Origin of the sequence: Meiothermus sp. Pnk-1 (assembly GCF_003226535.1) — a bacterium.
Lineage (GTDB): Bacteria > Deinococcota > Deinococci > Deinococcales > Thermaceae > Allomeiothermus.
The window spans coordinates 85360-109956 of the sequence record NZ_QKOB01000002.1 but is presented as its reverse complement, the minus strand read 5'-3'; the positions used below and the strand labels follow the sequence as shown (position 1 = coordinate 109956).

General features: G+C 64.9%; 23 protein-coding genes and 1 tRNA gene. 12 read left to right on the top strand and 12 right to left on the bottom strand.

The genetic code is table 11. From position 1 onward, the window contains the following. Positions 1 to 4: 4 nt before the first annotated feature. Both DNA98_RS03370 and DNA98_RS03365 read right to left on the bottom strand, forming a co-directional pair. Positions 5 to 1240, bottom strand: a complete 1236-nt coding sequence (locus DNA98_RS03370; protein WP_110525743.1) for an extracellular solute-binding protein — start codon at positions 1238 to 1240, stop codon at positions 5 to 7. Between the two features lie 37 nt (positions 1241 to 1277). Continuing rightward, a complete protein-coding gene (locus tag DNA98_RS03365) occupies positions 1278 to 2243 on the bottom strand; it encodes a LacI family DNA-binding transcriptional regulator (protein WP_110526501.1) in 966 nt (321 codons plus the stop codon). 222 nt (positions 2244 to 2465) lie between these two features. Here DNA98_RS03365 and DNA98_RS03360 point away from each other — a divergent pair, with 222 nt between their 5' ends. The 3 genes from DNA98_RS03360 (at position 2466) to DNA98_RS03350 (ending at position 4499) form a co-directional block, all read left to right on the top strand. Continuing rightward, a complete protein-coding gene (locus DNA98_RS03360) occupies positions 2466 to 3521 on the top strand; it encodes a glucose-1-phosphate thymidylyltransferase (protein ID WP_110525740.1) in 1056 nt (351 codons plus the stop codon). Between the two features lie 297 nt (positions 3522 to 3818). Then, on the top strand, positions 3819 to 4088 hold the full coding sequence (locus DNA98_RS03355; protein WP_110525737.1) for a CopG family transcriptional regulator: 270 nt from the start codon (positions 3819 to 3821) through the stop codon (positions 4086 to 4088). A 3-nt stretch (positions 4089 to 4091) separates the two neighbouring features. After that, the gene (locus DNA98_RS03350; protein ID WP_110525734.1) at positions 4092 to 4499 is read left to right on the top strand and encodes a type II toxin-antitoxin system VapC family toxin; all 408 of its coding nucleotides are present in this window, start codon (positions 4092 to 4094) and stop codon (positions 4497 to 4499) included. 44 nt (positions 4500 to 4543) lie between these two features. On the opposite strand, the gene DNA98_RS03345 is transcribed toward DNA98_RS03350, so the two are convergent. Beyond that, positions 4544 to 7390: an S-layer homology domain-containing protein gene (locus DNA98_RS03345; RefSeq protein ID WP_110525731.1), complete on the bottom strand. Its 2847-nt coding sequence runs from the start codon at positions 7388 to 7390 to the stop codon at positions 4544 to 4546. Positions 7391 to 8077: 687 nt separating this feature from the next. On the opposite strand from DNA98_RS03345, the gene glmS reads away from it, so the two are divergent. Continuing rightward, positions 8078 to 9892, top strand: a complete 1815-nt coding sequence (glmS, locus tag DNA98_RS03340; RefSeq protein ID WP_110525728.1) for a glutamine--fructose-6-phosphate transaminase (isomerizing) — start codon at positions 8078 to 8080, stop codon at positions 9890 to 9892. Between the two features lie 154 nt (positions 9893 to 10046). Continuing rightward, complete coding sequence (locus DNA98_RS03335; RefSeq protein ID WP_110525725.1) at positions 10047 to 10400, top strand: phage holin family protein; 354 nt, start codon at positions 10047 to 10049, stop codon at positions 10398 to 10400. Positions 10401 to 10442: 42 nt separating this feature from the next. Here the strand turns inward: DNA98_RS03335 and DNA98_RS03330 are convergent, their stop codons facing one another. From DNA98_RS03330 to DNA98_RS03315, 4 genes are all read right to left on the bottom strand, one after another. Then, positions 10443 to 10874 (bottom strand): CBS domain-containing protein, encoded by a 432-nt coding sequence (locus DNA98_RS03330; RefSeq protein ID WP_110526498.1) that lies wholly within the window; start codon positions 10872 to 10874, stop codon positions 10443 to 10445. 99 nt (positions 10875 to 10973) lie between these two features. Next, the gene (locus tag DNA98_RS03325) at positions 10974 to 11795 is read right to left on the bottom strand and encodes a universal stress protein (RefSeq protein WP_110525722.1); all 822 of its coding nucleotides are present in this window, start codon (positions 11793 to 11795) and stop codon (positions 10974 to 10976) included. Positions 11796 to 11875: 80 nt separating this feature from the next. Next, positions 11876 to 13024, bottom strand: coding sequence for an MFS transporter (locus DNA98_RS03320; protein WP_110525720.1), 1149 nt, complete (start codon positions 13022 to 13024; stop codon positions 11876 to 11878). A gap of 194 nt (positions 13025 to 13218) precedes the next feature. Further along, a tRNA-Arg gene (locus tag DNA98_RS03315) sits at positions 13219 to 13295 on the bottom strand. A 40-nt stretch (positions 13296 to 13335) separates the two neighbouring features. Between DNA98_RS03315 and DNA98_RS03310 the strand changes: the two genes are divergently transcribed. The 6 genes from DNA98_RS03310 (at position 13336) to DNA98_RS03285 (ending at position 19242) form a co-directional block, all read left to right on the top strand. Continuing rightward, a complete protein-coding gene (locus DNA98_RS03310) occupies positions 13336 to 15204 on the top strand; it encodes a peptidyl-prolyl cis-trans isomerase (RefSeq protein ID WP_110525717.1) in 1869 nt (622 codons plus the stop codon). 83 nt (positions 15205 to 15287) lie between these two features. After that, complete coding sequence (locus tag DNA98_RS03305) at positions 15288 to 15956, top strand: hypothetical protein (RefSeq protein ID WP_110525714.1); 669 nt, start codon at positions 15288 to 15290, stop codon at positions 15954 to 15956. Between the two features lie 41 nt (positions 15957 to 15997). Continuing rightward, on the top strand, positions 15998 to 16228 hold the full coding sequence (locus DNA98_RS03300; protein ID WP_129865723.1) for a hypothetical protein: 231 nt from the start codon (positions 15998 to 16000) through the stop codon (positions 16226 to 16228). Positions 16229 to 16563: 335 nt separating this feature from the next. Then, complete coding sequence (locus DNA98_RS03295) at positions 16564 to 17823, top strand: S-layer homology domain-containing protein (protein ID WP_233493055.1); 1260 nt, start codon at positions 16564 to 16566, stop codon at positions 17821 to 17823. Between the two features lie 137 nt (positions 17824 to 17960). Further along, a complete protein-coding gene (locus DNA98_RS03290) occupies positions 17961 to 18755 on the top strand; it encodes a thymidylate synthase (protein ID WP_110525709.1) in 795 nt (264 codons plus the stop codon). 1 nt (position 18756) lies between these two features. Then, positions 18757 to 19242 (top strand): dihydrofolate reductase, encoded by a 486-nt coding sequence (locus DNA98_RS03285; RefSeq protein WP_110525706.1) that lies wholly within the window; start codon positions 18757 to 18759, stop codon positions 19240 to 19242. On the opposite strand, the gene DNA98_RS03280 is transcribed toward DNA98_RS03285, so the two are convergent. The 3 genes from DNA98_RS03280 to DNA98_RS03270 form a co-directional block, all read right to left on the bottom strand. Beyond that, positions 19239 to 19646 (bottom strand): thioesterase family protein, encoded by a 408-nt coding sequence (locus DNA98_RS03280; RefSeq protein ID WP_110525703.1) that lies wholly within the window; start codon positions 19644 to 19646, stop codon positions 19239 to 19241. The genes DNA98_RS03285 and DNA98_RS03280 overlap by 4 nt on opposite strands. Before the next feature lie 17 nt (positions 19647 to 19663). After that, on the bottom strand, positions 19664 to 21298 hold the full coding sequence (locus DNA98_RS03275; RefSeq protein ID WP_110525700.1) for a long-chain fatty acid--CoA ligase: 1635 nt from the start codon (positions 21296 to 21298) through the stop codon (positions 19664 to 19666). A 66-nt stretch (positions 21299 to 21364) separates the two neighbouring features. Continuing rightward, complete coding sequence (locus tag DNA98_RS03270) at positions 21365 to 21997, bottom strand: VOC family protein (protein ID WP_233493053.1); 633 nt, start codon at positions 21995 to 21997, stop codon at positions 21365 to 21367. A 17-nt stretch (positions 21998 to 22014) separates the two neighbouring features. Between DNA98_RS03270 and DNA98_RS03265 the strand changes: the two genes are divergently transcribed. Then, the gene (locus tag DNA98_RS03265) at positions 22015 to 22641 is read left to right on the top strand and encodes a LysE family translocator (protein WP_110525697.1); all 627 of its coding nucleotides are present in this window, start codon (positions 22015 to 22017) and stop codon (positions 22639 to 22641) included. An 81-nt stretch (positions 22642 to 22722) separates the two neighbouring features. Here the strand turns inward: DNA98_RS03265 and DNA98_RS03260 are convergent, their stop codons facing one another. After that, a complete protein-coding gene (locus tag DNA98_RS03260) occupies positions 22723 to 23859 on the bottom strand; it encodes an MFS transporter (RefSeq protein ID WP_110525695.1) in 1137 nt (378 codons plus the stop codon). A 68-nt stretch (positions 23860 to 23927) separates the two neighbouring features. Continuing rightward, entirely contained in the window at positions 23928 to 24593 is a 666-nt protein-coding gene (nth, locus tag DNA98_RS03255) for an endonuclease III (RefSeq protein ID WP_110525692.1), read from the bottom strand. Between the last annotated feature and the right edge of the window lie 4 nt (positions 24594 to 24597).

The window sequence follows — 24597 nt, the reverse complement described above, 5'->3', positions numbered from 1 at the left end:
ACGATTATCGAACGAGGCGGTTCAGCTCAGCCTGCGCGTCCGCGATGGCCTGGTCCACGCTCTTCTTCCCGGTGATCACCGCCTGCAGGGCCTCGTTGATGGGACGCATCCAGTCAGCCCCGTTGTACTTGCCGAATTTGAAGGGCAGCACCGCCCCGCCGATCTTGGTAGAGCCGTTGAAGACCGTGCGGTTGAGCTCGGCTTCCTTGCCGGTGCGCTGGAAGATGGGGCTGTTGGCCAAAGCAGTGCGGCTGGGCAGGGCCAACCCGCGCGCCAGCACCCAGTTCTGCGCCTCGGGGCTGGTCAGGGCTTTGAGCACCTTGATGGCCGCTTCCTTGTTCTTGGAGGCCGCGTTCAAGCTCCAGGAGACCGTAAAGACGAAGTTGCCGCGCTGCTTGGTCTTGGGATCCAGCGGTAAGAAGGTGGTGCCGTAGCGGAGGTTGGGAGCGCTATCCCGCAAGAAGCCGCCGATCCAGGCCCCCTCGATGGCGACCGCGGCCTTCTCTTTGCCGAAGCAGCCGCCAGTCCAGCCCTCGCCGAGGTCCTGGGCAAACTTGCCCGCCCCGTCCTTGACCAAGGAGGTGTACCACTCGAAGGCGCGGCGGAAATTCTCGTCTAGCACGGTCTTGCCCTGGGCGTTGAAGGGCCGGAAGCCGGCCGCGTGGGCGAAGGCCCCCATGCGGGCGTAGTCGGCCACCACGCATACCCCAGCCACGTCGCCCAGCGCGGCCTGGACTTTCTTCAGCTTGTCTTTGAAGGTGTCCCAGGTATCGGTCTGGTTAGGGTAGGGCACCTTGGCCTCGTCGAAGAGGTCCTTGTTGTACTCGATGGCCAGGGTATTGAAGTCCTTAGGGATGCCGTAGACCTTTCCGCCCAGGGTAAATGCCTGGAGCAGGCTGGGTAGGAACTGGCCGAGTTCCTGCTTGGTAAAGTACTTGTCGAGCGGCTCCACCTTCCCCGAGGCGAAGATCGGCTCGGACTGGAACACGTCCACATAGAACAGGTCGCCTGCGGTCCCCGCGGAGAGGGCGTTGAGCAAGGTAGCGTTATAGTCTCCCTCCACCCCCTCATACACCGCCTTGATGTTGTCCTTCTCCAACGCCGGGTTCACCACCTCGCGCAGCAACCCCTGGAGCACCGCAGGGTCGTTGCCCCCGAAACCTTGCAGCCGCACCGTGGTCTGGGCCAATGCGCCCCCAAGTCCCGCCAACGCCAAAACCGCCACCAACCATCGCTTCATGATCTTCCTCCTGTACCGAAAAGCCAACCCGCGCGATCTAGCGCTTCCGGGCAGTGGTGTCGCGCACCACCAGCTGCACGGGGACCCGCACCCCTCGAGGTGGTGCGCGGGAGATCGCCTCCCGCAAAAGCTGCACCACCGTACGGGCAATCTCAGGGATCTCCTGCCGCACCGTGGTAAGGGGACGGCCCAGGTCGGGCAGGTCATCGAACCCCACCACCGAGACATCCTGAGGGATGCGCAAGTTGAGGTCTTCCAGCGCGGCTATCGCCCCCAAGGCCATCTCATCAGAAGCTGCGAACAGGCCGCTGAAGCGTACCCCCTGCTCCCAAGCCCGCCGCACCGCGCGGTAAGCGGGTAAGGTGGAGAAAGCCCCGTCAAATACCAGCTCTGGCCGATAGGGAACCCGATAGTCCTCGAGCGCCTGGCGATACCCCTCGAAGCGCTCGCGGCCCACCTGGCCCGCTGCGGAGAGGTGGGCGATCTCCCGATGCCCTAGCTTGATGAGGTGCTCGGTGGCCCGGTAGGCCCCGCCGGGGTCGTCGGGGGCCACCCAGAACATCCCCGGCTGCACCCCCACCAGCACCGTGGCGGGGTATTGCCGCACCATCTGCTCGAGCCGGGGATCGTGATCGTGGGCCCCCAACACGATATACCCCTCGGCCTCGGTCATAGGCTGGCCCGAGGGGTCCAAAGGGATCTCCTCGAGCTTGAAGTTCTCGTTCCACAGCGAATCGCTAAGCGCCTCGAAGAGCAGGATGAAATACGGCGAGTACTTCCACACCCGCGGCGAGACCAGCACCCCCACCTTGTCGGTGTGTCCCGAAAGCTCCCGGGCTGCGGCCATGGGAACATACCCCAGACGCTCGACCACCGCCAGCACGCGCTCTCGGGTTTCTGGGTGGACCCCCGGACGCCGGTTCAGCACCCGGCTCACCGTTCCGGTGGAAACCCCGGCCAGGCGGGCGACATCGCTGATGGTGGGGACACGGCGCGGACGCACGGCCAAACCTCGTAACCGCTTACAAAGTTTGCGTAGATGAAGTGTAAGCCATACTATCGGTTTTGTCAACGCAGTAGGTCATCCCTTTGGGGATTCTATTGTAAACGCTTTCAGCACGCCCTTGGGTCGTCCTCTCTCTCCTTGCCCGACCCTCGGCGTGAGCGCTGGGGGTGTTGGGGAGCTTACCGGCCATCCGGGCTCGAGCGGGGTAAGATGGGACAAATGAAAGGACTCATTCTCGCCGCCGGGCGCGGAACGCGGCTACGGCCCCTCACCTACACGCGCCCCAAACACGTTTTTCGCGTCGCAGGCAAACCCATCATCTACTTCGCGGTGAAGAACCTGCGCGAGGCCGGGATACAGCAGATCGGGGTGGTGGTATCCCCGGAAAACCGCGAGGACATCATGCAAGCCCTGGAGGGCTTCCCCGGGGTGAGCCTGAGCTATATCGTGCAGGAGGAGCCCCGAGGGTTGGCCCACGCGGTGGGCGTGGCCCGGGAATGGCTGGGCGAAAGCCCCTTCGTGATGTATCTGGGGGATAACCTGTTTCAGTCGGGGATCGCCCGCTTCGTCTCGGGCTACCGGGCTGGGGTAGGGGCGGTGATCGCCCTGGTACGGGTCCCCGACCCCCGGCAGTTCGGGGTGGCGGTCTTGGAGGGGGGCCGGGTGGTGCGGCTCGTCGAAAAGCCCAAAGAACCGCCCTCGGACCTGGCGGTGGCCGGGGTCTACGTGTTCGGCCCGGAGATCCACCCCATCATCGCCGGCCTCGAGCCCAGCGCCCGGGGCGAGTACGAAATCACCGACGCCATTCAAGGGCTGCTGGAAAGAGGCCATCCGGTGCTGGGGATGGAGGTAGAGGGCTGGTGGAAGGACACCGGGCGGCCCCACGACCTTCTGGACGCCAACCGGCTTTTGCTGGCGGAGATGCACCCCGAGACCAAAGGCCAGGTTTGGCAAAGCCAGATCACCGGACAAGTAGTGATCGAAGAGGGGGCGGTGGTACGGGAGTCCACCATTTTAGGGCCGGTGATGATCGCCAGCGGAGCCATCATAGATGGGGCCTACATCGGGCCTTTTACCTCGGTGGGGCCAGGAGCGGTGGTGCGCCGGGCCGAGGTGGAGTTCTCCATCCTCGAGGACGGCGCGGTGGTCGAGGATGTGCCTTTGCGGCTGCACGAGAGCATTCTGGGGGTAGGGGCCCGGGTCACCAGCCGCAACGGCCTTCCCAAAGCCCACAAGCTGGTGCTGGGGGATCTCTCCTCGGCGGAGCTGGGCTGAGCCACCGAAAGTAGGCCAGCCGTACGTCGTACGTCGTACGCAAAACGCCAGACGCTAAACGCGGGGGAAAAAATCGGGACGGCGTACCGCCGTACACCTAGGGGACGATCCCCTATCGGGACGGAGCAAGCTCCGTACACCCGAGGGACCGATCCCCTTCGTATGACGTACGACGTAGGACGTAGCACCCAGGTTGCACGGGCGTATCCCGTTCTGGGGCCAGTTTTAGACGACCTAAGGCCGTTTCGGATGTAGTTGCTCGTTGGCCGGGCCATTCAGGTATGCTAACATAAACATATGAAGCGCACGACCATCTACCTCGACCCCGATCTGGAAATCCGGCTGAAGCTCGAGGCCCAGCGTCGCAAAAAACCCATGGCCGAGATCATCCGCGAGCTGCTGCGGAAGGAGCTGGGAAAACAGCCCCGCCCTCGCTCCCGTTACGCTGGGGCCTTTGACAGCGGTCACACCGACACCGCGGAACGGGCCGAGGAACTGCTGGCCGAGGGTTTAGGGTTGGATTCGCTATCGCCAGAACAGGTCGAAGCGCTCGGGACCTCGAGGTAATGCGTGCCGCTACTGGTGGATACCGGCATCTTGTTTGCCTACTACGATAAAAAGGACTTTTGGCACCCCCAGGCTCGAGCCCTTCTGGATGCCGAGGATAGCCCGCCCGTGTTGCCTGCTCCGGCCATCGCCGAGGCCGATTACCTGCTGTCCACCCGGCTGGGCTTCCAAGGCCAACTTGCCCTGTACGACGACATCACGCAGGGGGTCTATTTGGTCGCCAACCTCAGCCCAGAAGGCTATAAACGGGTCTTGCAGCTCAACCAGCAGTACGCCGACCTGCGCCTGGGATTCGTAGACGCAGCCATCATCGCCATTGCCGAGGAACTGGGCATTGGAGCAATCGCCACCACCGACCGCCGGCACTTGGGGGCGGTGCAGGCCAAGATTGGCCTCGAGCTGCTGCCTTAAAGAATAACCCCCGCCCAAGGGCGGGGGTAAGGGGCTTCTAGCGGTTAGAAGCTCACGTTGTAGCTGACCTTGAAGGCCGTGCCCTTGGAGAGGACATTCCCCGAGCCGTCGGTGAGGTTGAACACCCCAAAAGCGCTGGTCAGGTTGCCGTAGGTCCACTCGGTGTAGATCCCGGCCACGCCGCCGCTGTTGGTACCCGCACCGGTGGTGAGGTTCCAGGGGAACTGCACCTCACCGGGGTACTCGAAGATGCGGTCGTTGGAGATGCTGTTGAAGGCGCCGGTGTAGCCGCGGGCCGGGGCGCCACCCTGCGGCAGCGGAGAGACCACGTTGGTGGCCTGGTAGCTGGCGTAGCCCACCTTGAACTTGCTCCCCGCGGCGAAGAACTCGTTCAGGGTCAGGCCAGCGCGCCAGAACTGCTCGCTCGGGCTGTTAGTGGAGCCGCGGGTAATGTTCGTGTTGCGCTGGGCATAGGCACCGTCCAGCGAGGGCTTCAGCGGGATGCCCAGGGGGTCGGTGGAGGCGCTGATGCCGAACTTGAGGGTGTTGTAGTCGTAAGTGGTCGGGGTGGCGTTGGAATCGGTGAAGGTGTGGTAGCGGACGAAGGGGTTCAGGCTGAGGATGGCCAGCTTGCCCGAGTAGGAGGCCGCGGCCTCGATGTCGGTGAAGCTGTTGCTAGAGCTGGCCGGGTTGTAGAAGGTACGGTAGGCCAGGTTCAGGTTGAGGCCGCTGATGAGGGCGTTGGAGGCCTTGCCGTCGTGGGAGAGCTTGACCCCGAAGCCGCTGGACCAGCGGTCGTCCTGAGCGCCGTAAAGGAAGTAGTTGTAGTTGCCGTTGAGGCCGCTCTGGGTGCCGTCCACGCCGGAGACCTGGTTGCCGTTTACCTGGGTGTTGTTGTACCAGCCGCTCAGGCTGAAGCCCGCGAAGAGGCCCACGGTACCGCCCACGCTCAGGGTGCTGGCGGTCAGGCTGCGGGTGGCGAAGTCGGAGGAGCTGTCGTAGAGGAAGCGCAGCTCGATGCCGTTCAGGATCCCGAGCTTGACCGAGCCGTCCAGCCCGTAGCCCACGTTGTTGGGGCCGAAGGGGGCCTCGCCGTTGCCGCCCAGCCCGAAGTAGTAGTAACCGGAGTCTCCCGACATCCCGGCCACCCCGTTGTCGAACTGCGGGTCAATGGCGCGGTAGTTAGCGTTGAGGGTCACCGGGCCGAGGCTGACCCCCACCTTGGTGTAGAAGGCCTGGTCGGTGGTGAGCTGGTTAGAGAAGTCCAGCGGGTTGGCGAAGTCGTGCGAGGCGACGTAGGCGCCTTCCAGGGACAGCAGGCCGAAGAGCTTGCCGTTCCAGTCCGCTCCGAAGGCCGAACGCCCGCCCGTCACGGTGCCCCCCGCGGGGTAGCTGCCGGAGAGCCCGCTGTTGCGCTCGGCGTAGGAGAGGCCGAACTTGAGGCCCAGCAGGCCCACCTCGGCCCGCGTGCCGAAGTAGTCGTCCGCCAGCACGGTGTTGCCGCCGCCTTTCGTACCGTCGGTGCTGGCCCCGGAGCCCGCCACCACGGTGAAGCTCGGCGAGAGCGGCAGGGCGGTGGCGTTCAGGGTGGCTACCACACCGGGGCGTACGGTCACGTCGCCGTCGGTGTTGTTGGAGAAGAGGTAGGGGTTGAAGCGGAACTTCACGTCGTCGTTGTTGTACTGAACGGTGAAGCTCTGCCCGGAGAGGTTCCCCTTGATGCTGGCGCTGTTGACCTTGAGGGCCCGGCTGAGGTCCGCGTTGACCGCGCTGAAGTCGGTGTTGACGCTCACCTCGGAGATGGGGCCGCTGGCGAACTTGAGGCCGAAGTTGAGGCCGCTGCTGAAGTCGGTGTAGTTTTGGTTGAAGTCGCCCCGGCGCACCGCAACGCGCAGGCGCGCCCCGCTGGAGTCATCCGCGCCGCTGCCCGAGCTGAGCTGGTTGCTGGAGAAGAGCCGGTCGATGTCGAAGTTGGGGCCGGTGGCGGTGGCGTAGCCGTAGGTGGCGGAGATGTTGCCGCTGAGGGTGAACTTCACCGACTCGAGGGCCCCTACCCGCTTGTTGATGTCATCCACGGTGGTGGAGAGGGTGCCCACCCGGTCGGAGAGGCGCACCAGGTCGCCGCGCAGGGCGGTGGCGAACTCCTGCACCGCGGCCACGTCCTCCTTGGTGGCGAACTCGTTGAAGTCGGTCTCGCTCAGGGTGCCCACGCTCTTCTCCAAGGCGGTCACCCGGTCTTGCAGGGAGAGCACGTCCTGGTTCAGGAGCACGGAGAGCTCGTTCAGGGCACGGATGCTGTCGGCATCGGCCTCGAGCTGGGTCTTGACCGTCGCCACATCGCCCTCCACGGCATCGAGGCGGTCGGCGAGCTGCTGGGCCTGGGCCAGCGCGGTGTCGGCGGCCACGCTAGCGGCCTCGACCCGGTCGGCCAGGTCGGAGAGGGCCTGCTGGTCCATGCCCCCTTCCGGCTTGGCCCCCTTGAGCTCCTCGATGGCGGCTTCCAGGCGGGCGATGTCGTCCTTGGAGGCGGCGTTGTCCTCGAGCGCCGAGACCCGCACACCCAAGGCCGCCAGCTCGGCCGCCAGCTCCTGCACCGCGTTGCGGATGGTGTTGAGGGTCTCCTCGTCGATCTTGGGCGCGGGCTGGCCCTGCTGCCCCTGGAGTTGCTGTAGCAGCCGGTAGATGATCAAGGCCGCCTGGTAGCGGGTGAGGTTCTCGTTGCCCCGGAAGGTGCCGTCGGGGAAGCCAACGATGAGCCCCTGCGCGGCGATGGATTCCACGGCTTCCTTGGCCCAGTGCCCAGCCGGTACATCGGAGAACTGGGCGGAACCAAAGCCCATGGAGAGCACCGTCAGGAGCCCTGCCAGTAGGATGACCAATCTTTTCTTCATATGCCTCCTCGCACCCTCACTCGTGAGGGGTTGCTGGCATAGGAATGGGTTCGTTGGCCCTGGGCGAGTTGCCGTGTTTCCTCTCCTATAGCCGCCAAACCGCTTCCTTAGCCAGGATGCTCGCCGGTGCGCCTGCAGCCCTTATCGGGCTCACCCAGGTCTCACCTTGCACATCCGGGCGCATCATACCGAGCTTTCCTCGCGCCTGTCAAGAGAGAATGGGCCTCTAGAGCCGAGAATCATGTATACTCCTATTGGGTACGATGTGTACCATGCAGAAAGGAGGTATAAAACTCATAGCGGGTAGCGCAGGGGGTAAGCCGGAAAGGGCAAGGGGCGCGGAAGAAAGCCACCCACGGTTTACCTTACGAGGAGGCGGACTCTGAATCTGAACTCGGCGCCAACATTTGCCAACGGGCCGAGGCAGAAAGAGATAAGCAGCCCACCCGGCTGCAAAAGATCGAAGATCCGCGGATGCCGCCAGGGGAAAGCCCTCCCCTTCCGCTTCAGATAAGCCCTTAGGAGAAAGCCCGGCGCGCGAGCCCGGGACAATCCGGGGGCAGGGCCTAAAACGCAAGACGCAAGACGCAAAACGCAAGAGGCTAAGGGCGAAACGCCCATAGAGTTCCCCAGCGGGTAGCTATCGGCTATCAGCCATTGGGTCATGAGTTATCAACGAGGTCATACATGTGCGGAATTGTCGGGTATGTAGGGTTCAGAAACGCGACGGAGGTGTTGTTGGAAGGGCTGCGCCGCCTCGAGTACCGGGGCTATGACTCGGCCGGGGTGGCGGTAAAGGTAAACGGCCACCTAAGGGTGGTGAAGCGGGCGGGCAAGCTCGCGGTGTTGGCGGAGGCGCTCCAGCGCCAGCAGCTCTCGGGTTCGCTGGGCGTGGGCCACACCCGCTGGGCCACCCACGGGGCCCCCACCGACCCCAACGCCCACCCCCACACCACCGAGGACGGCGAGCTGGCGGTGATCCACAACGGGATCATCGAGAACTACCTCTCGCTCAAGGAGGGGCTCTTGCGCCGGGGGCACGTCTTTACCAGCGAGACCGACTCGGAGGTGCTGGCCCACCTAATCGAGGAAAAGTACCAAGGGAACCTCGAGGCGGCCGTACGGGCGGCGCTCCAGGAGGCCTACGGGGCCTACGGGCTGGTGGTGGCGCACCAAGACGGCGAGGAGATCGTGGTGGCCCGCACGGTGAGCCCCTTGGTGATCGGGATCGGGGAGGGGGAGAACTTCGTGGCCTCGGACGTGCCGGCCCTCCTCCCCTACACCCGCCGGGTGATCTTCCTGCACGACGGAGACCTGGCGGTCATCACCCGCGAGGGGGTGCGGGTCACTGACCTTGCGGGCAACCGGGTAGAGCGCGAAGTGGTGGAGGTGGACTGGAGCCTCGAGGCCGCTGAGAAGGGCGGCTACCCTCACTACATGCTCAAGGAGATCTACGAGCAGCCTTGGGCGCTGGAAAATACCCTGGGCGGGCGGCTGCGCGAAGAGGAGGGGGGCGTGGAGTTGGGGCTCCGGCTCGACCCCGCCGCCTTCGACAAGGTGCACGTCGTGGCCTGCGGGACGGCCTACTACGCGGGATGGGTGGGGAAATACCTGCTCGAGGCGCTGGCCCGCATCCCGGTCGAGGTAGAGGTGGCCAGCGAGTACCGCTACCGCAACCCGGTGGCGGACGGCAGCACCCTGGCCATCGCCATCAGCCAGTCCGGGGAGACCATAGACACGCTCGAGGCGGTGCGCGAGGCCAAGCGCAAAGGGGCGGGCACCCTGGGGGTGATCAACGCCAAAGGGTCCTCGATCACCCGCGAAACCGACGACACCCTCTACATCCACGCCGGGCCGGAGATCGGGGTAGCCTCGACCAAAGCCTATACCGCAATGCTCGCAGCCATGGCCCTCCTCGCGGTGTGGATGGGCCGGGCCCGGGGCACCCTTTCCGTGGCCGAGGCCCGCGGTTTTCTGGCCGAGCTGCGCAAGCTGCCCCGGTTGGTGGAGCGGGCGCTCGAGCAGCGCCCCCACGTCGCGCATATCGCCGAGAAGTACCACCAGGCCGCAGACTATCTCTTCCTGGGCCGCCATATCCAAGCCCCCACCGCCTACGAGGGGGCTTTGAAGCTCAAGGAGATCAGCTACATCCACGCCGAGGCCTACCCGGCGGGCGAGATGAAGCACGGCCCCATCGCCCTCATCGACGAGCGGCTGCCGGTGGTGGTGCTGGCCACCGAAAGCCCGCTGTACGAGAAAACGCTCTCCAATGTCCAGGAGGTGCGGGCCCGGGGGGGCCGGGTCATCGCCGTCGCCACCGAGGGGGATGAAAGGATCAAGCAGTTGGCCCAGGAGGTGCTCTATGTGCCCAAGACCCACCCCCTGCTGGCCCCCTTGGTGAGCGCGGTGCCCTTGCAGCTTTTGGCCTACGAGACCGCGGTGCTCCTGGGGCGCGACGTGGACCGGCCGAGGAACCTGGCCAAATCGGTGACGGTGGAGTGAAGGCGCTTTCTCGGAGCTCATGTCGTACGCTATACGCCAAGCGCAAGGCGCGGTGGGTCGTCCTAACCCCTAAGGGCGAGCCAACGCCCACCGGTCACGAGGGCTACCCGGCGACGGGGAGCCCTCGTCGGTCTATGGATGCTACCCTGAGGGTATGCGAGGATTCCTGCTCCGCCTCCTGTTGAATAGCGTGGCGCTATGGCTCGTGGCCCAGCTGTACGGCGGGGTTTTCTTCGCCCCGGGCTCGGGGCTTTTGGATTACTTGGTAGCAGGGCTCATCCTGGGGCTGGCCAACGCCCTGATTCGGCCCGTCCTGCTCTTCCTTACCCTGCCCCTCAACCTGGTCACCCTGGGGCTTTTCACCCTGGTCGTCAACGCCGTCGTGCTGGCGGTGGTGGCGGGTTTTACCAACCTCGAGGTGCGCGGCTTTGGCGGGGCTTTCGTCGGCGCGATCCTCCTGGCTATCGTGAGCTACCTGCTCAACGCGCTGGTTGGGGATCGAAAGTGACGGGGGCACTGGCGTGCGCAACCAATCTCGTCACCAGGCCCCTTAGGAGTTGATGTACTGTTGCAGCTGGGCGATCAGGAACTCCTGCTCGGTCATGATGGCCTTCACCACATCTCCGATGGAGATCACCCCTACCAGCCGTCCCCCCTCCATCACCGGCAGGTGGCGGATGCGGCGTTCGGTCATCAGGGCCATGCACTCGCCCACCGTGGCCTCCGGGCTGACCGTGACCAGATCGGTGGTCATGACCTCGCGGACGGGGGTCTCCCGCGAGGCCCGGCCCATCAGGATGATCTTTCGGGCGTAGTCGCGCTCGGAAAAGATCCCTACCAACCGCCCCTCCTCCAGCACCAGCAAGGCCCCTACGTCGTGCTGGGCCATGCGCTCGAGCGCTTCGTACACCGTGGCTTGGGGGGAAATGTCAAAGACCCGGTTGCCCTTGAGCTGTAACAACTGCCGCACCGTCGCCGTCATGAGCACCTCCCGACTGGTCCTGAGGGTTGTAATTCCAGTCTACCCCATGGCTCGGGAAGGCTTTCTCTTGCGGCGCCCTGCCGCGTTGGCCGCTGATATCTACCGCACCACCAGCACCGGTCCTTGGCAGGTTCGCAGGGCGTATTCAGTGGTAGAACCCAAGAGCCAGCGCCGCACCGGGCCGCCGCCGAACGCCCCCAAAGCCAGCAAGTCGGCTGGCCCCTGGGCTTCCAACAACCGCTCGGCAGGATCGCCCTGAAGCGCCGCCGGTTCGATGTTCAGGCCGTAGGCCGCCAGGTACTCGGCCCCCTCGCGGGCTAACCCCTCGGCGCGGTCCAAGCTGTCATCCACGCTCAGCACCTGGACCCCCAAGCCGAGTTCCACCGCCAGCGACGCTGCGAAGTGCAGAGCCCGCAGTGCGGGCTCGGAGCCGTTATAGCCGATCAGCAGCCGCTCGGGGTGGGTATATGCGGGTGGGGTGAGGAGCACCGGGACCGGGCTGGTACGCACCACCCGTTCGGCCGTGCCGCCGAGGGCTTCTCCCTGGGGGTGATTCTCTCCCTGGCGGCCTAGCACCACCAGGTCGGCGGTGCGGGCTTCTTGGACGATCACCTCGGCGGGCACCCCGGTCTCGAGCTTACGGGCGAAGCTCACCCCAGCCCCCTGGGCGGAATCCCAGAGCCGCTTCAAGATACCCTCCCCCTTCACCGTGAGGGCCTGCTCGATCTCCTGGTGGTAGGCGGGCAACGGCACCGAGAGCGCCCCCAGGTCGAGGAACTCGGGCAACCGGATCCAGCGGCTATCGCGCACGAAAAGACCGACTAGGTGGGCCTCGAGCTCGTATGCGAGCCACTCGGCCAGGGCTTCCGCACCCCTAGCCGGAGCCGAGCCATCGCTAGCGAGCAGGATGCGTTTGATCATAGCCCCATTGTGCACCCAAAGCGGGGGGCCGGATGTCATCCGGCCCCGCACACCGCCCCGCCGTACCCGAGGCGGGAGAATCAATCGCCTTTCAGGGCTACTCGAGGCCTTGCCTCCCGCACCGCCAGGGACAGGGTAAGGGCGGGGATGAGCAACAGCCCCATCACGCTCAGGCTCTCGATAACCCCGAAGCGTTCAATTATCGGCCCCACCACCCCATAGAGCAGCCCGGCAAAGCCCCAGGTAAAGCCCATCAACAGCCCCGAAACGGTGGCCATCTGCTTAGGCTCGTGTTCCTGGGCCATGGCCACCGCGGTGGGAACCCCGGCGTTCATCAAGGCCCCGGTAAGGGAAAGCACCCCCACGAACAGCCAGTGCTCCGGGGGGAGCAGCAACAGCGCCACATATAGGGGTATGGCACAGATCATGGTTCCCACCAACACCGTGCGCCGCCCCAACCGGTCGGAGAGGGTTCCTCCCAGAAAAGCCCCCGCGGTGGCGGATACGCTGTACGCGGTGAGGGTGACCTTGACCCACTCATCGGAGAGGCCGCGCTGGGCGAACCAGAAAGGGATGGTGGTGGAAAAGCTCATGAACACCACGCTGCGCAAAGTAGAAACCGCCCACAACCGGGCCACCTGGCCTTTGAAGACCCGGGCCAGGTCGCTGAAGGTCGAGGGCTTGGTTTGTAGGCGGACCGCTGGGGCCCTCCACAGGAGCAGCACCGCCGGGACGAAGGCCAGCGGAACCAGCCAAGCCAGCGCCCTAAGCCCTCCGGCGTTCACCACGCTCAAGGAGAGGGCCGGAGCCAGGGCCATCCCCACGTACCCCCCGGTGGAGAAGAAGCTGAGCCAAAAACCGCGCCGTTCAGGGAGCGCGTACTGCCCGACCAGGGCCGCTGCCGCCGAGTGGAACAGGGCCGAGCCCAAGCCAGAAAACGCCAGCATCAACCCCAGCGCCAGCGGGGTGGGGAAAAACCCCATCAACCCGCCGCCCAACGCTACCAACACCGGCCCCAGGGCAGCCAGCCAGCGCCGGTCGTAGCGGTCGGCGATCAGGCCGGCTACCGGCTGGAGCAGGCTACCGCTTAGGGAGTAGGTGGCCACCAGGAGCGAAACCGTCCCGTAGCCCACCCCGAAAGCGGCCTGGAGTTTGGGCAAAAGCGGCGTCAAGAAAGCCCCGAAGAGGTCGTTGGTGGCGTGCAGCCAGGAGAGCAGCAGCGGCAGCATAGGCTCTAAGCATACTCCCAATTTGACCCGCTGGTCACCTTGCTGGCTAGGCAGGGTGGGTGTGCTAGAATCCGCTCTGGCTATCTGCTGGCGAGACCATGGTTAGGCTCTGCGCTCGAGTTGCTCTACACCGTGACCGCGTGAACCAACCGGGTTCATCGGGGGCTAAGCTTGTTGGGATAAAAAATAAGCGGTGGCGCGCCCGAGAGGACTCGAACCTCTGACCTTTGGCTCCGGAGGCCAACGCTCTATCCAACTGAGCTACGGGCGCACGCATCAGCAAGGGTAGCACCGCCTAAGGAGGCAGTCAAGTGTTTGGAATCAACAAGCGCGTCATCACCATCATCTTTGGTTTCCTCGCCCTGGCGTTCTTGGTGGGGGCAACCATCCTTTTCGCCCTACAGGGAGGGGGCAACTTGGGCAGGAATCGCAGCGAAGGCCCCACCGTGATGTGGATCAACGGTCGGCCGGTCAGCGAACTCGAGCTGGCCCGCCTCCAGTCGCGCGACCCGCTGCTCTCGAGCAACCCGCAAGGGGTGATGAAACCCCTGTTGGACACTTTCTTCATCGAGCAGGTGATCCTTACCAAGGCGGTGCAGCAGGACTCGAGCCGCATTCGCGTCTCCGGGGGAGAGGTGCGCAAAGCCCTCGACGACCTCAAGCAACGCGCCGGGGCCACCACCAAGGAGCAATACGACCAGCTGCTGAACCAGATCGGCTACACCGACTCGCAGCTGCGCAACGAACTGCGCGATAACCTGAAGATCCAAAAGCGGATCGAGGAAATCCAAAAGAAGGCTACCCCTACCCCCGAAGAGGTCAGGTTTTACTTCGATCTGAACAAGGCCAGCTACAAGACCGAAGACCGGGTCAAGGCCCGCCAGATCGTGGTAGACGACAAGAAACTGGCCGACGAGCTCTACGCCCAGCTCAAGGCCGGAGCCGACTTCGCCGAGTTAGCCAAGAAGAACTCCAAGGTGGCGGCCGACCAGGGTGGGGCGCTAGGGGCCGAGACCGGCAAGAGCGAGCCCGGCTTCGTGACCCGGGTGATCTTCCCCAGCGAGGTGGCCGAAGCGGTCTTCAAGCTCAAGCAGGGCGGCCTCACCGCGCCTATCGCCTCGGGGGGGCGCTACTACATCGTGAAGGTGGAGGAGTTCAAACCGGGCGGTGAACCCAACTTCGACGAGGTCAAAGACCGCGTCAGCGAGGACGTCAAAAAGATCAAGGGCGATCAGGCCCTAGAGGCGTACCTGCTCGAGCTGCGCAAGAAAACCCAGGTGCGCTTCGCCGAGAACATCACCTATACCTACAAGGATCCGGTGGTGGCCAAAGTAGGCGAGAGCGAGATCAAACTCCCCGAGCTGACCCAGCTGGTCTTCACTAACCAGCAGATTCCCCAGCTTATCCAACAGGGTCTAGGGGAATTGGCGGTGCAGTTCTTCATGCCACAGGCCCTGGAGCAGCTCATCACCCGCGAAATCTTGGTAAGGGAAGCTAAGAAGCTCAACCAGCCCTTTGTGGGGGCCCGCGACCAGATCGCCCGCGAGGTGCAGGCCTATCACACCAAAGACATCACGGTCACCGACCAGGAAGTGCGCAAGTACTACGACGAGAATCCCGCTTCCTTCACGATTCCAGCCTCGGCAGAGGTCAAGGGGGTGAGCTTCAAAAAGGAGGATGAGGCCAAGGCTAAGGCTTTCCGTGCGGCAGCCCTCAAAGGTGGGAAGCTCGAAGAGTTGGCCAAAGCCAACGGCGGCAGCGTGACCGACTACGGCAAGGTCAACCCCGGCACCTTACCCCCGATCGCCAACCGCTTGGTCTTCCTCACCAAGGAAAATTTCCCCCAGGGGCCGCTAGGCGAAGTGAGCGAGGTGATCAAGCTCGACGACAGCAGCTACCAGGTGCTCATCGTCAACAACCGGGTGGCCGAAAAGCTGCGGCCGTTCGAAGAAGTAGCCGACCAAGCACGGGAACAGGTGTTGGCGCAAAAGCGAAGCAAGGCCGCCCAGGACTGGGTCGCTGAGCTGCGCAAGCAGACCAAGGTAGAAAATAACCTCAACAAAGTGCTGGCCGAGATCACCCCTAAGGAGACCAAGCCTGCCGAAGCGAACCCGGACTCGAAGCCAGAAAGCCCGGCTCAACCCAAGCAGGACAACCAAGCCCCCTCGAGCAAGCCATAACCTCCTGCGGTTCCCCTCTTCTGCCCATCCCTTCTTAGGGATGGGCTAAAACTTCAAACAAAACCATCTAATAAACTCTAAGTATGGCCGATGCCGGGCTCGATCAAGCGTTTGACAAGGTGCGCTCGCTCCTGGAGGGTGACCTAGAACACCCTGGGTTGACCCTCTACGACCTACAGCAGTTGGTGGGTTACCCCGAGAAGGGCGAGGGTCCGCTCTGTTACACCTTGCCCAGAGACCCCAGTCTGCAAGGAGTGGCTGCGGTGCGGTTTTTCTACTATCCCCGCGACCCCGAGATCACCTTGATCGTAGAGATCGAGGACAAGCAAGGAAAGCGCCACCTGCGCCATTTTCGCTGGAACGGTACCGGCTGGGCGGCTCCTAGGGGTTTTAAAAGCGAGATCCAGGCCACCCGCGAACCTGGAGTCGGCTTCTTAGAGGTGGCCGGGGATTTCTTCGTGGGCTACCCGCTCGAAGAGGCAGAGAGCCTGGCCGAGAGCATCCGCCGGGGCGAGGCCGCCGGGATCAAGTACCTGCTGTGCCCCCGCGACAACACCCGCATCTTCTACGCCCCCAGCATCGCCGCCTCAGGGCTGGCCTGCCCGCGCTGCAGCAACGCCACCTTGCTCTATAAAACCCTCTCCTTCGGCAACCGCGAGGATCCCCTAGAGCAACTCCTTCGCGAGCAAAAGGCCCTGCGATCAGCGCTCGAGGAGCTCATGCTTTACCTCAAGCGCAAGCTGGGACCATAGCTCTCAGTCCCCGCTAACTTCTCGAGCCTAAACTAGAAGGCGTGAAGCCGCGAATGCTCCCCCTGCAAGGCCCCTGGGCCTGGCTGGCCCTCGGCCTGGCCGCAGGGCTTGGGTTATTGGTGGTCGTTTGGCTGTTTACCACCCTATGGCTCCTGACGTTGATCGGAGGGCTGGTCGGCCTCGGTGCCTTGGGCTGGCAGCGCGTGCGGCTGCGCCTGGGAGGCGGATGGCGGCGTATCCGCAGGCGAAGGCTATCCCCACCTCGGGGGTAGCGCTTTGCAGTTGGTCCGCCGACCCCGCACCCGTTCTGGCCCCCCCCTCTCGCCGCGGCCTTCGCAGGGCGCCAACCAGGATTCCTCCGCAAACGGCTAGGTTTTATCAAATCTTGAGCCGGTCCCCATTTAATGCCCGGCCTCGGATTCACCTTCCCCATTGGCTTTGCCTTGAAGGCTATGGGCTTAGGCTCTGGCTTTGCATGAGACAGATGACAGCGCGCCCAACGAGGCCACAACCTGTTTTTGGGAGTCCTTTCATCCAAGGCCAATAGGGTGGGGGTGTGCAGGCCGGTCTTTGGCTTGCAGCCCTAGGATCCTCGGAGGTGTTTGAAATGCGTAGAAAACCATGGTTCTCCTCGGTGTTAGCGTTTTCGCTGGGCTTGGGTTCGCTGTCGCTGGCCCAAGCCCAAAACCCGCCTGCCAATTTCCGCGATGTGCCGGCGGGCCACTGGGCAAGGGAGGCGGTGGAGTACATCACGCAGCGCGGCCTCATCCAGGGCTTCCCCGATGGCACCTTCCGGGGCAACGAGAACCTCACCCGCTACCAGGCCGCCCTAATCTTTTACCGCCTGCTGCAATCGGGCGCCCTCAGCCAGGTGCCACCGCAGGATCAGGGCATGATCCAGCAGGGGATGCAGCAAGTCCAAGCCGAGCTAGCCGCCCTCCAGAAGCGCCTGGCGGCCCTCGAGGAGGCCAGCGCTGCCCAAGACAAACGCCTGGCCTCCGTCGAGCAGCAAGTGCAGCAGCTCGCAGGTCGCCCCACGCCCGACACCACCGAACTCACCAACCGAATCGCCGCGCTCGAGCAGCAGGTGAAGAGCCTTGGGGGGCAGCCCACCCAGACCCCGCAGAGCGATGCCCTCGCCGCGCGAATTGCCGCCCTTGAGGAACAGGTGCAAAAGCTCAGCCAGGCTCCGGCCCAGCCAGCCCCTGCCGCCGGCCCCGACCTGACCCCCCGGGTGACCGCGCTAGAGGGGCAGGTGCAACAGCTCAGCCAAGCCAACACCGCCCAGGCCCAGCGCATCGCAGCTCTGGAGCAGCAGGTGAAGAGCCTCCAGGCTGACTTGGCCGCTTTGCGTCAGCAGTCCACTGCCCCGGCGCCGGCTCCTGCCCCGGCTCCCACCCCGAGCCCAGCTCCCGCTCCGGTCACCGAGTCGACCCCCGCCCCGCTGCCCAGCGTATACCTAGGCATCGGCGCGGCCTACCCGGCGATCACCACCAACCCGGTCTCCTCCAACTTCACCGATAACCTGAGCGTCTCCGCGACAATCGGTCTGCGCGACCTCTTCTTGGGCTTCGGGCCCCGGCTGGGGGTGGATTACCGCCTGAGCAACAACAACTTGGCGCTCGAGCTGAACTTCATCCGTTCGCTCAACCCTGGCGGTTTCTTCGATCCCTACCTCGGTCTGGGCGCCCGTGTAGATCTGAGCGCCCCCGGCGACATCCTGGCCAACACCTACGGCAACAGCGTGGTCGGCTTTGGCCTCAATTTCTCCCGCAACCTCGGGTTGTTTGCCGAGGCCAACCCCCGCTTCGAACAGAACCTCCAGTTCGGGCTGGGCGCTCGCGCCGGCTTGAAGGTCTCCTTCTAGAAGTCTTCGGGCCTCCTCGTTGGGAAAACCCCCGTCCTAGCCAGGAGGGGGTTTTCCCTTTGGCCGCGCCGCAAGGCTCGCTTTAGCGACCGCTGCAAGGCTCGCTTTAGCGACCGCCACGCGGTAAACTACCCCCGATGCAGGCCTACCACGAACTCCTGCGCCATGTGCTCGAGCATGGGGTACCCAAGTCCGACCGCACCGGGGTCGGCACCCGCTCGGTCTTCGGCTACCAGATGCGCTTCGACCTCCAGGAGGGCTTCCCGCTGGTCACCACCAAGAAAGTCCACTGGAAGAGCGTAGTCTATGAGCTGCTCTGGTTTTTACGCGGGGACACCAACATCCGCTACCTCAAGGAGCACGGGGTCTCGATCTGGGACGAGTGGGCCGACGAATCGGGCGAGCTGGGGCCGATCTACGGCAAGCAGTGGCGCTCGTGGGAAGGGGCCGACGGCAGGACCATAGACCAGATCTCCTGGGTGCTCGAGGAGATCCGCCGCAACCCTGACTCCAGGCGGCTCGTCGTGAGCGCCTGGAACGTGGCCGACCTGCCCAGGATGGCCTTGGCCCCCTGCCACGCCCTCTTCCAGTTCTACGTCGCCGGCGGCCGGCTTTCCTGCTCGCTCTACCAGCGCAGCGCCGACGTCTTCCTGGGGGTGCCCTTCAACATCGCTTCCTACGCCCTGCTCACGCTGATGGTCGCGCAGGTGACGGACCTCGAGCCCGGCGAGTTCATCCACACCCTGGGCGACGCGCACCTCTACAACAACCACCTCGAGCCGGCCCGGCTCCAGCTCACCCGCGAACCGCGCCCGCTCCCCACCGTGCGCCTCAACCCCGAGGTGCGCGACCTGTTCGCCTTCCGCTACGAGGATATCCGGCTCGAGGGCTACCATCCCCACCCCCCGATTCCCGCCCCGGTCGCGGTCTGAGATGGAGGCCCCCTCCCTCACCCTGATTGCGGCCATGGACCGCAACCGCGCCATCGGCAAGGAGGGGCGGCTCCCCTGGCACCTTCCCGACGACCTGCGGCGCTTCAAGGCCCTCACCTTGGGGCATACCGTGCTGATGGGGCGCAGAACCTTCGAGAGCCTGGGGCGGCCCCTGCCGGGGCGCCGGAACGTGGTGCTGAGCCGGGATCCCCACTTCCGGGCGGAGGGGGTGGAGGTGGTCCACAGCCTCGAGGCCGGCCTGGGGGGCGGAGAGATCATGGTAATCGGGGGCGGGGAAGTCTACGCCCTCACCCTTCCCCTCGCCCAGCGGATGCGGCTAACCCTGGTGGATGCCGAGATCGCGGGAGCGGACACCTTTTTTCCCCAGTTCGACCTCTCCGGGTGGAGGGAAACGAACCGGGTGTTTCACCCCGCCGACGGACGGCATGCGTTCTCGTTCAGCTTCCTAGACCTCGAGCGGCGCTAAAAGCCAAAAGCTTCAAGCAGCAACGCGGGGCAGTTGCAGGGCCGCCCCCGCACCGGATCCACCCATACCCAGTCGGTGTCGGCTTCCACCAGCAACGCCTCGTCCGTGGCCCGGCGCACCTCGTTGTGCCGCTTGGCGCGGAGGCCCCCCGCCTCCAGGATCTCCGTCGAGACCCAAAGCCGCTCACCCAGCGTGGCGGCGCGGTGGTAGGTGATGACGTGGCGGCGCACCACCGGGAGCGCCCCCAGCTCGCGCATGCGCTCGAGCGGCATCCCCACCCGCCGGGCGTGAGCCCGGGCTACGTCCTCGAGGTAGCGCAGGTACACGGCGTTGTTGACGTGCCCCAGCTCGTCAATGTCTCCGGGTTGCACGGTGATGAGGTGGCGGTGACGGCGTTTATCCATCCGCTGCCCAGGCTGCGCTATCCCTCGGCGCTCGCTTTGCCCTGCTCCCAGCGATATCCCTGGTACTGCTCGCGCAGGCGGGCTTTCATGAATTTGCCGGTGCTGGTGCGGGGGATCTCGTCTGCGAAGACGAAGGCGTCGGGCAGCCACCACTTGGCAAATTTGGGCTCGAGGTACGCCCGCAGCTCCTCCGGGGTGGCGCTCATCCCCTCTTTGAGCACCACCACCGCCAGGGGGCGCTCATCCCACTTAGGGTGCGGTAGGGCGATTACCGCCGCCTCCTTGACCGCCGGGTGGCTCATCAGGGCATTTTCCAGGTCAATCGAGCTGATCCACTCCCCGCCCGACTTGATCAGGTCCTTGGTGCGGTCGGCGATGCGCACGTAGCCCTCGGGGTCGATGGCCACCACGTCGCCGGTGCGGAACCAGCCGTCCTCGGTCCACTTGTCGCGCTCGGCCTCGAGCCGGAAATAGCTCGAGGCCACCCACGGCCCCCGCACCTGGAGTTCGCCCAGGGTCTTGTCGTCCCAGGGCACCTGGCCTTGCTCGTTCACTGCCCGCACCTCGACCAGCGGGGTGGGCAGGCCCTGCTTGGCCCGGTAGCGGTACTGCTCGTCGGGGGGTCGGTTCAACAGGTGGCGCTTGAGACGGCTGGTGGTTCCCAGCGGGCTGGTCTCGGTCATGCCCCAAGCGTGCAACACCTTGAGGCCGAACTGATCGAAGGCCCGGATCATCGCTTCGGGGGCAGCGGAACCCCCCACCACCATCTCCATGGGCTCGAGCTTCCAGCGGTTGGGCTCTTTCTGCAATGCCTGGAGGATGCCCAGCCAGATGGTGGGAACCCCGGCGGTCTTGGTGACTTTTTCGCCCTCGTAGAGGTCCAGGAGGCTCACCGGGTCCAAGTGCGGCCCCGGCATCACCAGCTTGCACCCGGTCATCACCCCGGTGAAGGGCAGCCCCCAGGCCATCACGTGGAACATCGGCACCACCGGCAACAAGGTATCGCGGCCAGATAGGTTGAGGGCATCCGGCAACGCCGAGCCCAGGCTGTGCAGCACCATCGAGCGGTGGGAGTAGAGGGCGCCCTTGGGCCGCCCGGTGGTTCCCGAGGTGTAGCACAGGCCCATCGCGGCGCGTTCTTCGATCTCGGGGTAGGCGAAATCGCCGCTGGCGGTCGCCAGGAAGTCCTCGTAGCTGGTAAGCCCCTCGGGGACGGGCTGCCCGGTGAGCGGCACGACGATCACCCGCTCCAGCTTGACCTGATCCTTGATGGCCTCATAAAGCTTCAAGAGCACGTCGTCTACGATGAGGAAGCGGTCTTCGGCGTGGTTGATGATGTAGGCGATATCGGAGGGGTGCAGCCGCAGGTTGAGGGTGTGCAGCACGCCCCCCGCCGCGGGGATGCCAAAGTAGGCCTCGAGGTGCGCGTAGGTGTTCCAGGAGAGGGTCGCTACCCGGTCGCCCGGAGCGAGCCCGGCTTTTTGCAGCGCCTCGGCCAAGGCCCGCGCGCGGCGGTAAAAGTCGCCGTAGGTGTAGCGGTGGAGCGATTTGTCGGGAAGGCGGGTGACGATCTCCTCTTGGGGAAAGAGCTTCCCGGCGCGCTCGAGGAAGTGGTTTAGGGTGAGGGGGAAATCCATCATCAGGCCGTTCATGGCTGACTCCTTGGGGTTGTGGGTCTAGCCTACCAAGTTTACCGGGAAAAGGTATAGGCCGCCGGGCTATCGGAGCAGGCGCAAGCCCCCGGGGGTTTGAATTTTGGCCTCGAGGCCGACCTGCTCGCCCTGGTGCAGCTCGAGCGCCTCGGCCATGTCCAGTTTCCAAAGCGCCTGGGCTACCCGCTCGGGCCGGGGATGAACCCCGCGCAGCCCCACCAGCCGACACCCCACCTCGGGGAGCCGGGTGGTGGGGTGGGGGGTATCGCCCCAGCTGATCAGGGTGGGGACCAGGCCACCCTCGAGCAGGCTCCCGTCGTCGGGGATGGTGATGTCCCAAGAAAGGTCATCCCGACTCATGCGGTGGATACGGCCCAGTTCGGGCAGTCTTGCCAGCGCCCCTTCCAACCCATCGGTGCGGGCCACCCAGTGGATGAGCCGGGGGCCAGCCTCGAGGCTTTCTCGCACGGCTTGGGAGTCGAGGCCGAACCAGCGCGGGCGGTCTGGCGGAGCGCTTTGAGGGTCTATGGCGATGACCTCGAGGTAGACCCCGCCACCCAGGTTCAGTAGGCGGTTGTGGGTACCCATCTTGGGGTGCTTCCCGCCGGGGCTCGTCGGTAGGCCCAGAACCTGCTCGACGTAAGCGGAGCCTTCGCCCAGGGTTCGGGCCGCGACGACAAGGTGGTCAAGGACGGTCACTCCAATATAATAACCCCATGCCCCAACCCCACGCCTTCGCCACCTTCTTGGCCGCTGCGGTAGTGCTGGCCGCGACCCCCGGCCCGGGAATGCTGTATGTGCTGGCCCGTAGCCTGCGCGGGGGCCGGGGGGAGGGTATAGCCTCATCGCTGGGAACCTGGGTCGGGGGTATGGTTCACGTCCTCGCCGCAGCCATCGGTATCTCGGCGCTCCTCGCCACGTCAGCGGTGGCGTTTAGCGTGGTGAAGTATGCCGGGGCCGCGTACCTGGTCTATCTCGGGGTGCGCACCCTGCTGAGCCGCGAACCGCATCAGCCGAAAGTGAAAGTCCTCGGCAGCAACTGGGCCGCCTTTCGCCAGGGCATCGTGACCGAGGTGCTCAACCCCAAGACCGCCCTGTTCTTCCTGGCCTTTATCCCCCAGTTCGTGGACCGGGCAGCGGGAGGAGTATTTTGGCAGTTCGTCCTGCTGGGCTCGATCTCGGTGGCCTTGAACACCCTGGCCGACGTGATCGTGGCGCTCCTGGCCGGCCCGCTGGGGGCTCGCATGAACCATAGCCCCCGGTTTCGCCGGGGCTCGAGGGTCACGGCGGGTTGTACGATGATCGCCCTGGGAGCCTACGCAGCGGTCTCGGAGCAAAAATAGTTCAAGGCCTTCAACGCACTTGATCCCAGCTTGCGGCTGATGTAACCGTGCGCTTGGCTTTTCCCTACCGGCGAGCTGACCCTAAACCCCCTCCGCCGCACGCCGCCGCGGGCGGAAAAAGAGCGGGTAACACAGGATCGAAGCCATGTACAGCCCCAGCATGGCCCCGAACAGATAATCGAACCCCCCGATCCCCATGGCCTGCTGCACCCGCCCCGAAACCGCCGCTGCACCCGCCCAGCCCAGCTGCCAAACGCTCCCCTCGACGAGCAAAAAGCCCGAGCGCTCCTCTTCGTCCAGATGGTCCATGACCAGCGCGGTGTACACCGGCCCCGCCGCGTTCATCAAGGCCCCCCGCACGAAGAGGGCCACGGTGACCAAAGGGAGCCACGGCACCCAGGCCAGGATCACCAAAAACGGCAACGAGGCCGCCTGGACGAAGATGATGGCCCCCACCTTGCCCATCCGCCGCACCAGATAAGGCTGCACCAGCATGGTCGCCATGGTAGCGAGGGAGCTAAGGGCGAAGAGCCCCCCCACGGCGGTGTAATCGAGGGCAAACTTACCCCGCAAAAAAAGATTGAGAAAGGGCATGGTGAGCCCAGCCCCGAGCGAGACGATGCCCTGAGGCAACAGCAGCAAGAGCCAAGCCCGTGGATTCCGCAGAGCAAAACGCCTCGCCGACCCTGGGGCGTCTTTCAGGCCCCTCACGCAGAGCACGGAGAGCACAAAGGAGAGGGCCACCCCGTACATTACGAACTCCCGCCCAATCAGGTGGGGCAGCACCCCCCCGATCAGGCTCCCCAGAAAACCCGAGCCCGTACCCAACGCCCCTTGCCAAGCAAACACCCTGACCTGCTGATCGGGGTGCACCAGCCGGGCCAATAAAGGGGCCACCGCTCCCGTCACGAAAAGCTGGCCCGCCCCAGAGAGGAAAAGCCCGGGAAACACCGCTACCCCCGAGGCCACACCCAGTACCCCCAATATCGCCAGCAGTCCTCCGAGCAGGATGCTGCGGGCATACCCCAGCCGGGGGATCAAAAAGGCCAAGGGGAGGCTGAAGAGCACCCCGGCCACCGCGGGGGTGGCGTTCGCGTAACCGATCAGGGACTTGCTAAGGCCCAAGGCCTCGAGGTGAAAATTTAGGAAAAGCCAGTTCAGGCTCCCGCCCATGCCCCAGAAAAAGGAGGCGGCGAGGATGCGGTAGATAGGGTTCATACGAGAGAGTAATGGCATACATCCCCAAGCGATGCATCAGACTTTAGGCGGAGCGCCCGCCACGCCAGCTACCAGGCGCCCTTGCTGGGGCAGTAGGCGTAGAGGGGGCAGCGCTCACAGGCCGGTTTGCGGGCCGTGCAGACATAGCGCCCGTGGAGGATCAGGGCGTGGTGGGTGAAAACCCATTTCTCGCGGGGAAAGAGGCGTTCCAACTCGGCCCCGATCCGCTCGGGGTCTTTGGCTTGGGAGAAGCAGAGCCGGCGGGAGAGCCGGGTCAGGTGGGTGTCCACGGCGATCCCGGGGATCCCGAAGGCCGCTCCCAGCACCACCGTAGCGGTCTTCCAGCCCACCCCCGGCAGCTGCATCAAGGCCTGCTTGTCCTGGGGGACTTCTCCACCGTGCCTCTCCACCAGGCGCTGGGCCAAAGCGACGAGGTTTCGGGCTTTGCTACGGTAAAGCCCGATAGAGCGGATAAAGGGCTCTACCTCCGCCGGGGTGGCTTGCGCCAAGGCGCGGGCGTCAGGATACCGGGCAAACAGCGCGGGTGTGGCCCGGTTTACCGAGGCATCGGTGGCCTGCGCCGAGAGCACGGTGGCCACCAAAAGCTCAAAGGGATTGCGGTGCGCAAGCTCGCTGGCGGCGCCGGGGTAGCGCTGCTCCAACACCGCAAGGATCCTCGCGGCGCGCTCTTTCTTCGCCCTGGTGGACTCCCTAGGACAGGGGGCGGGGCTCACAGCC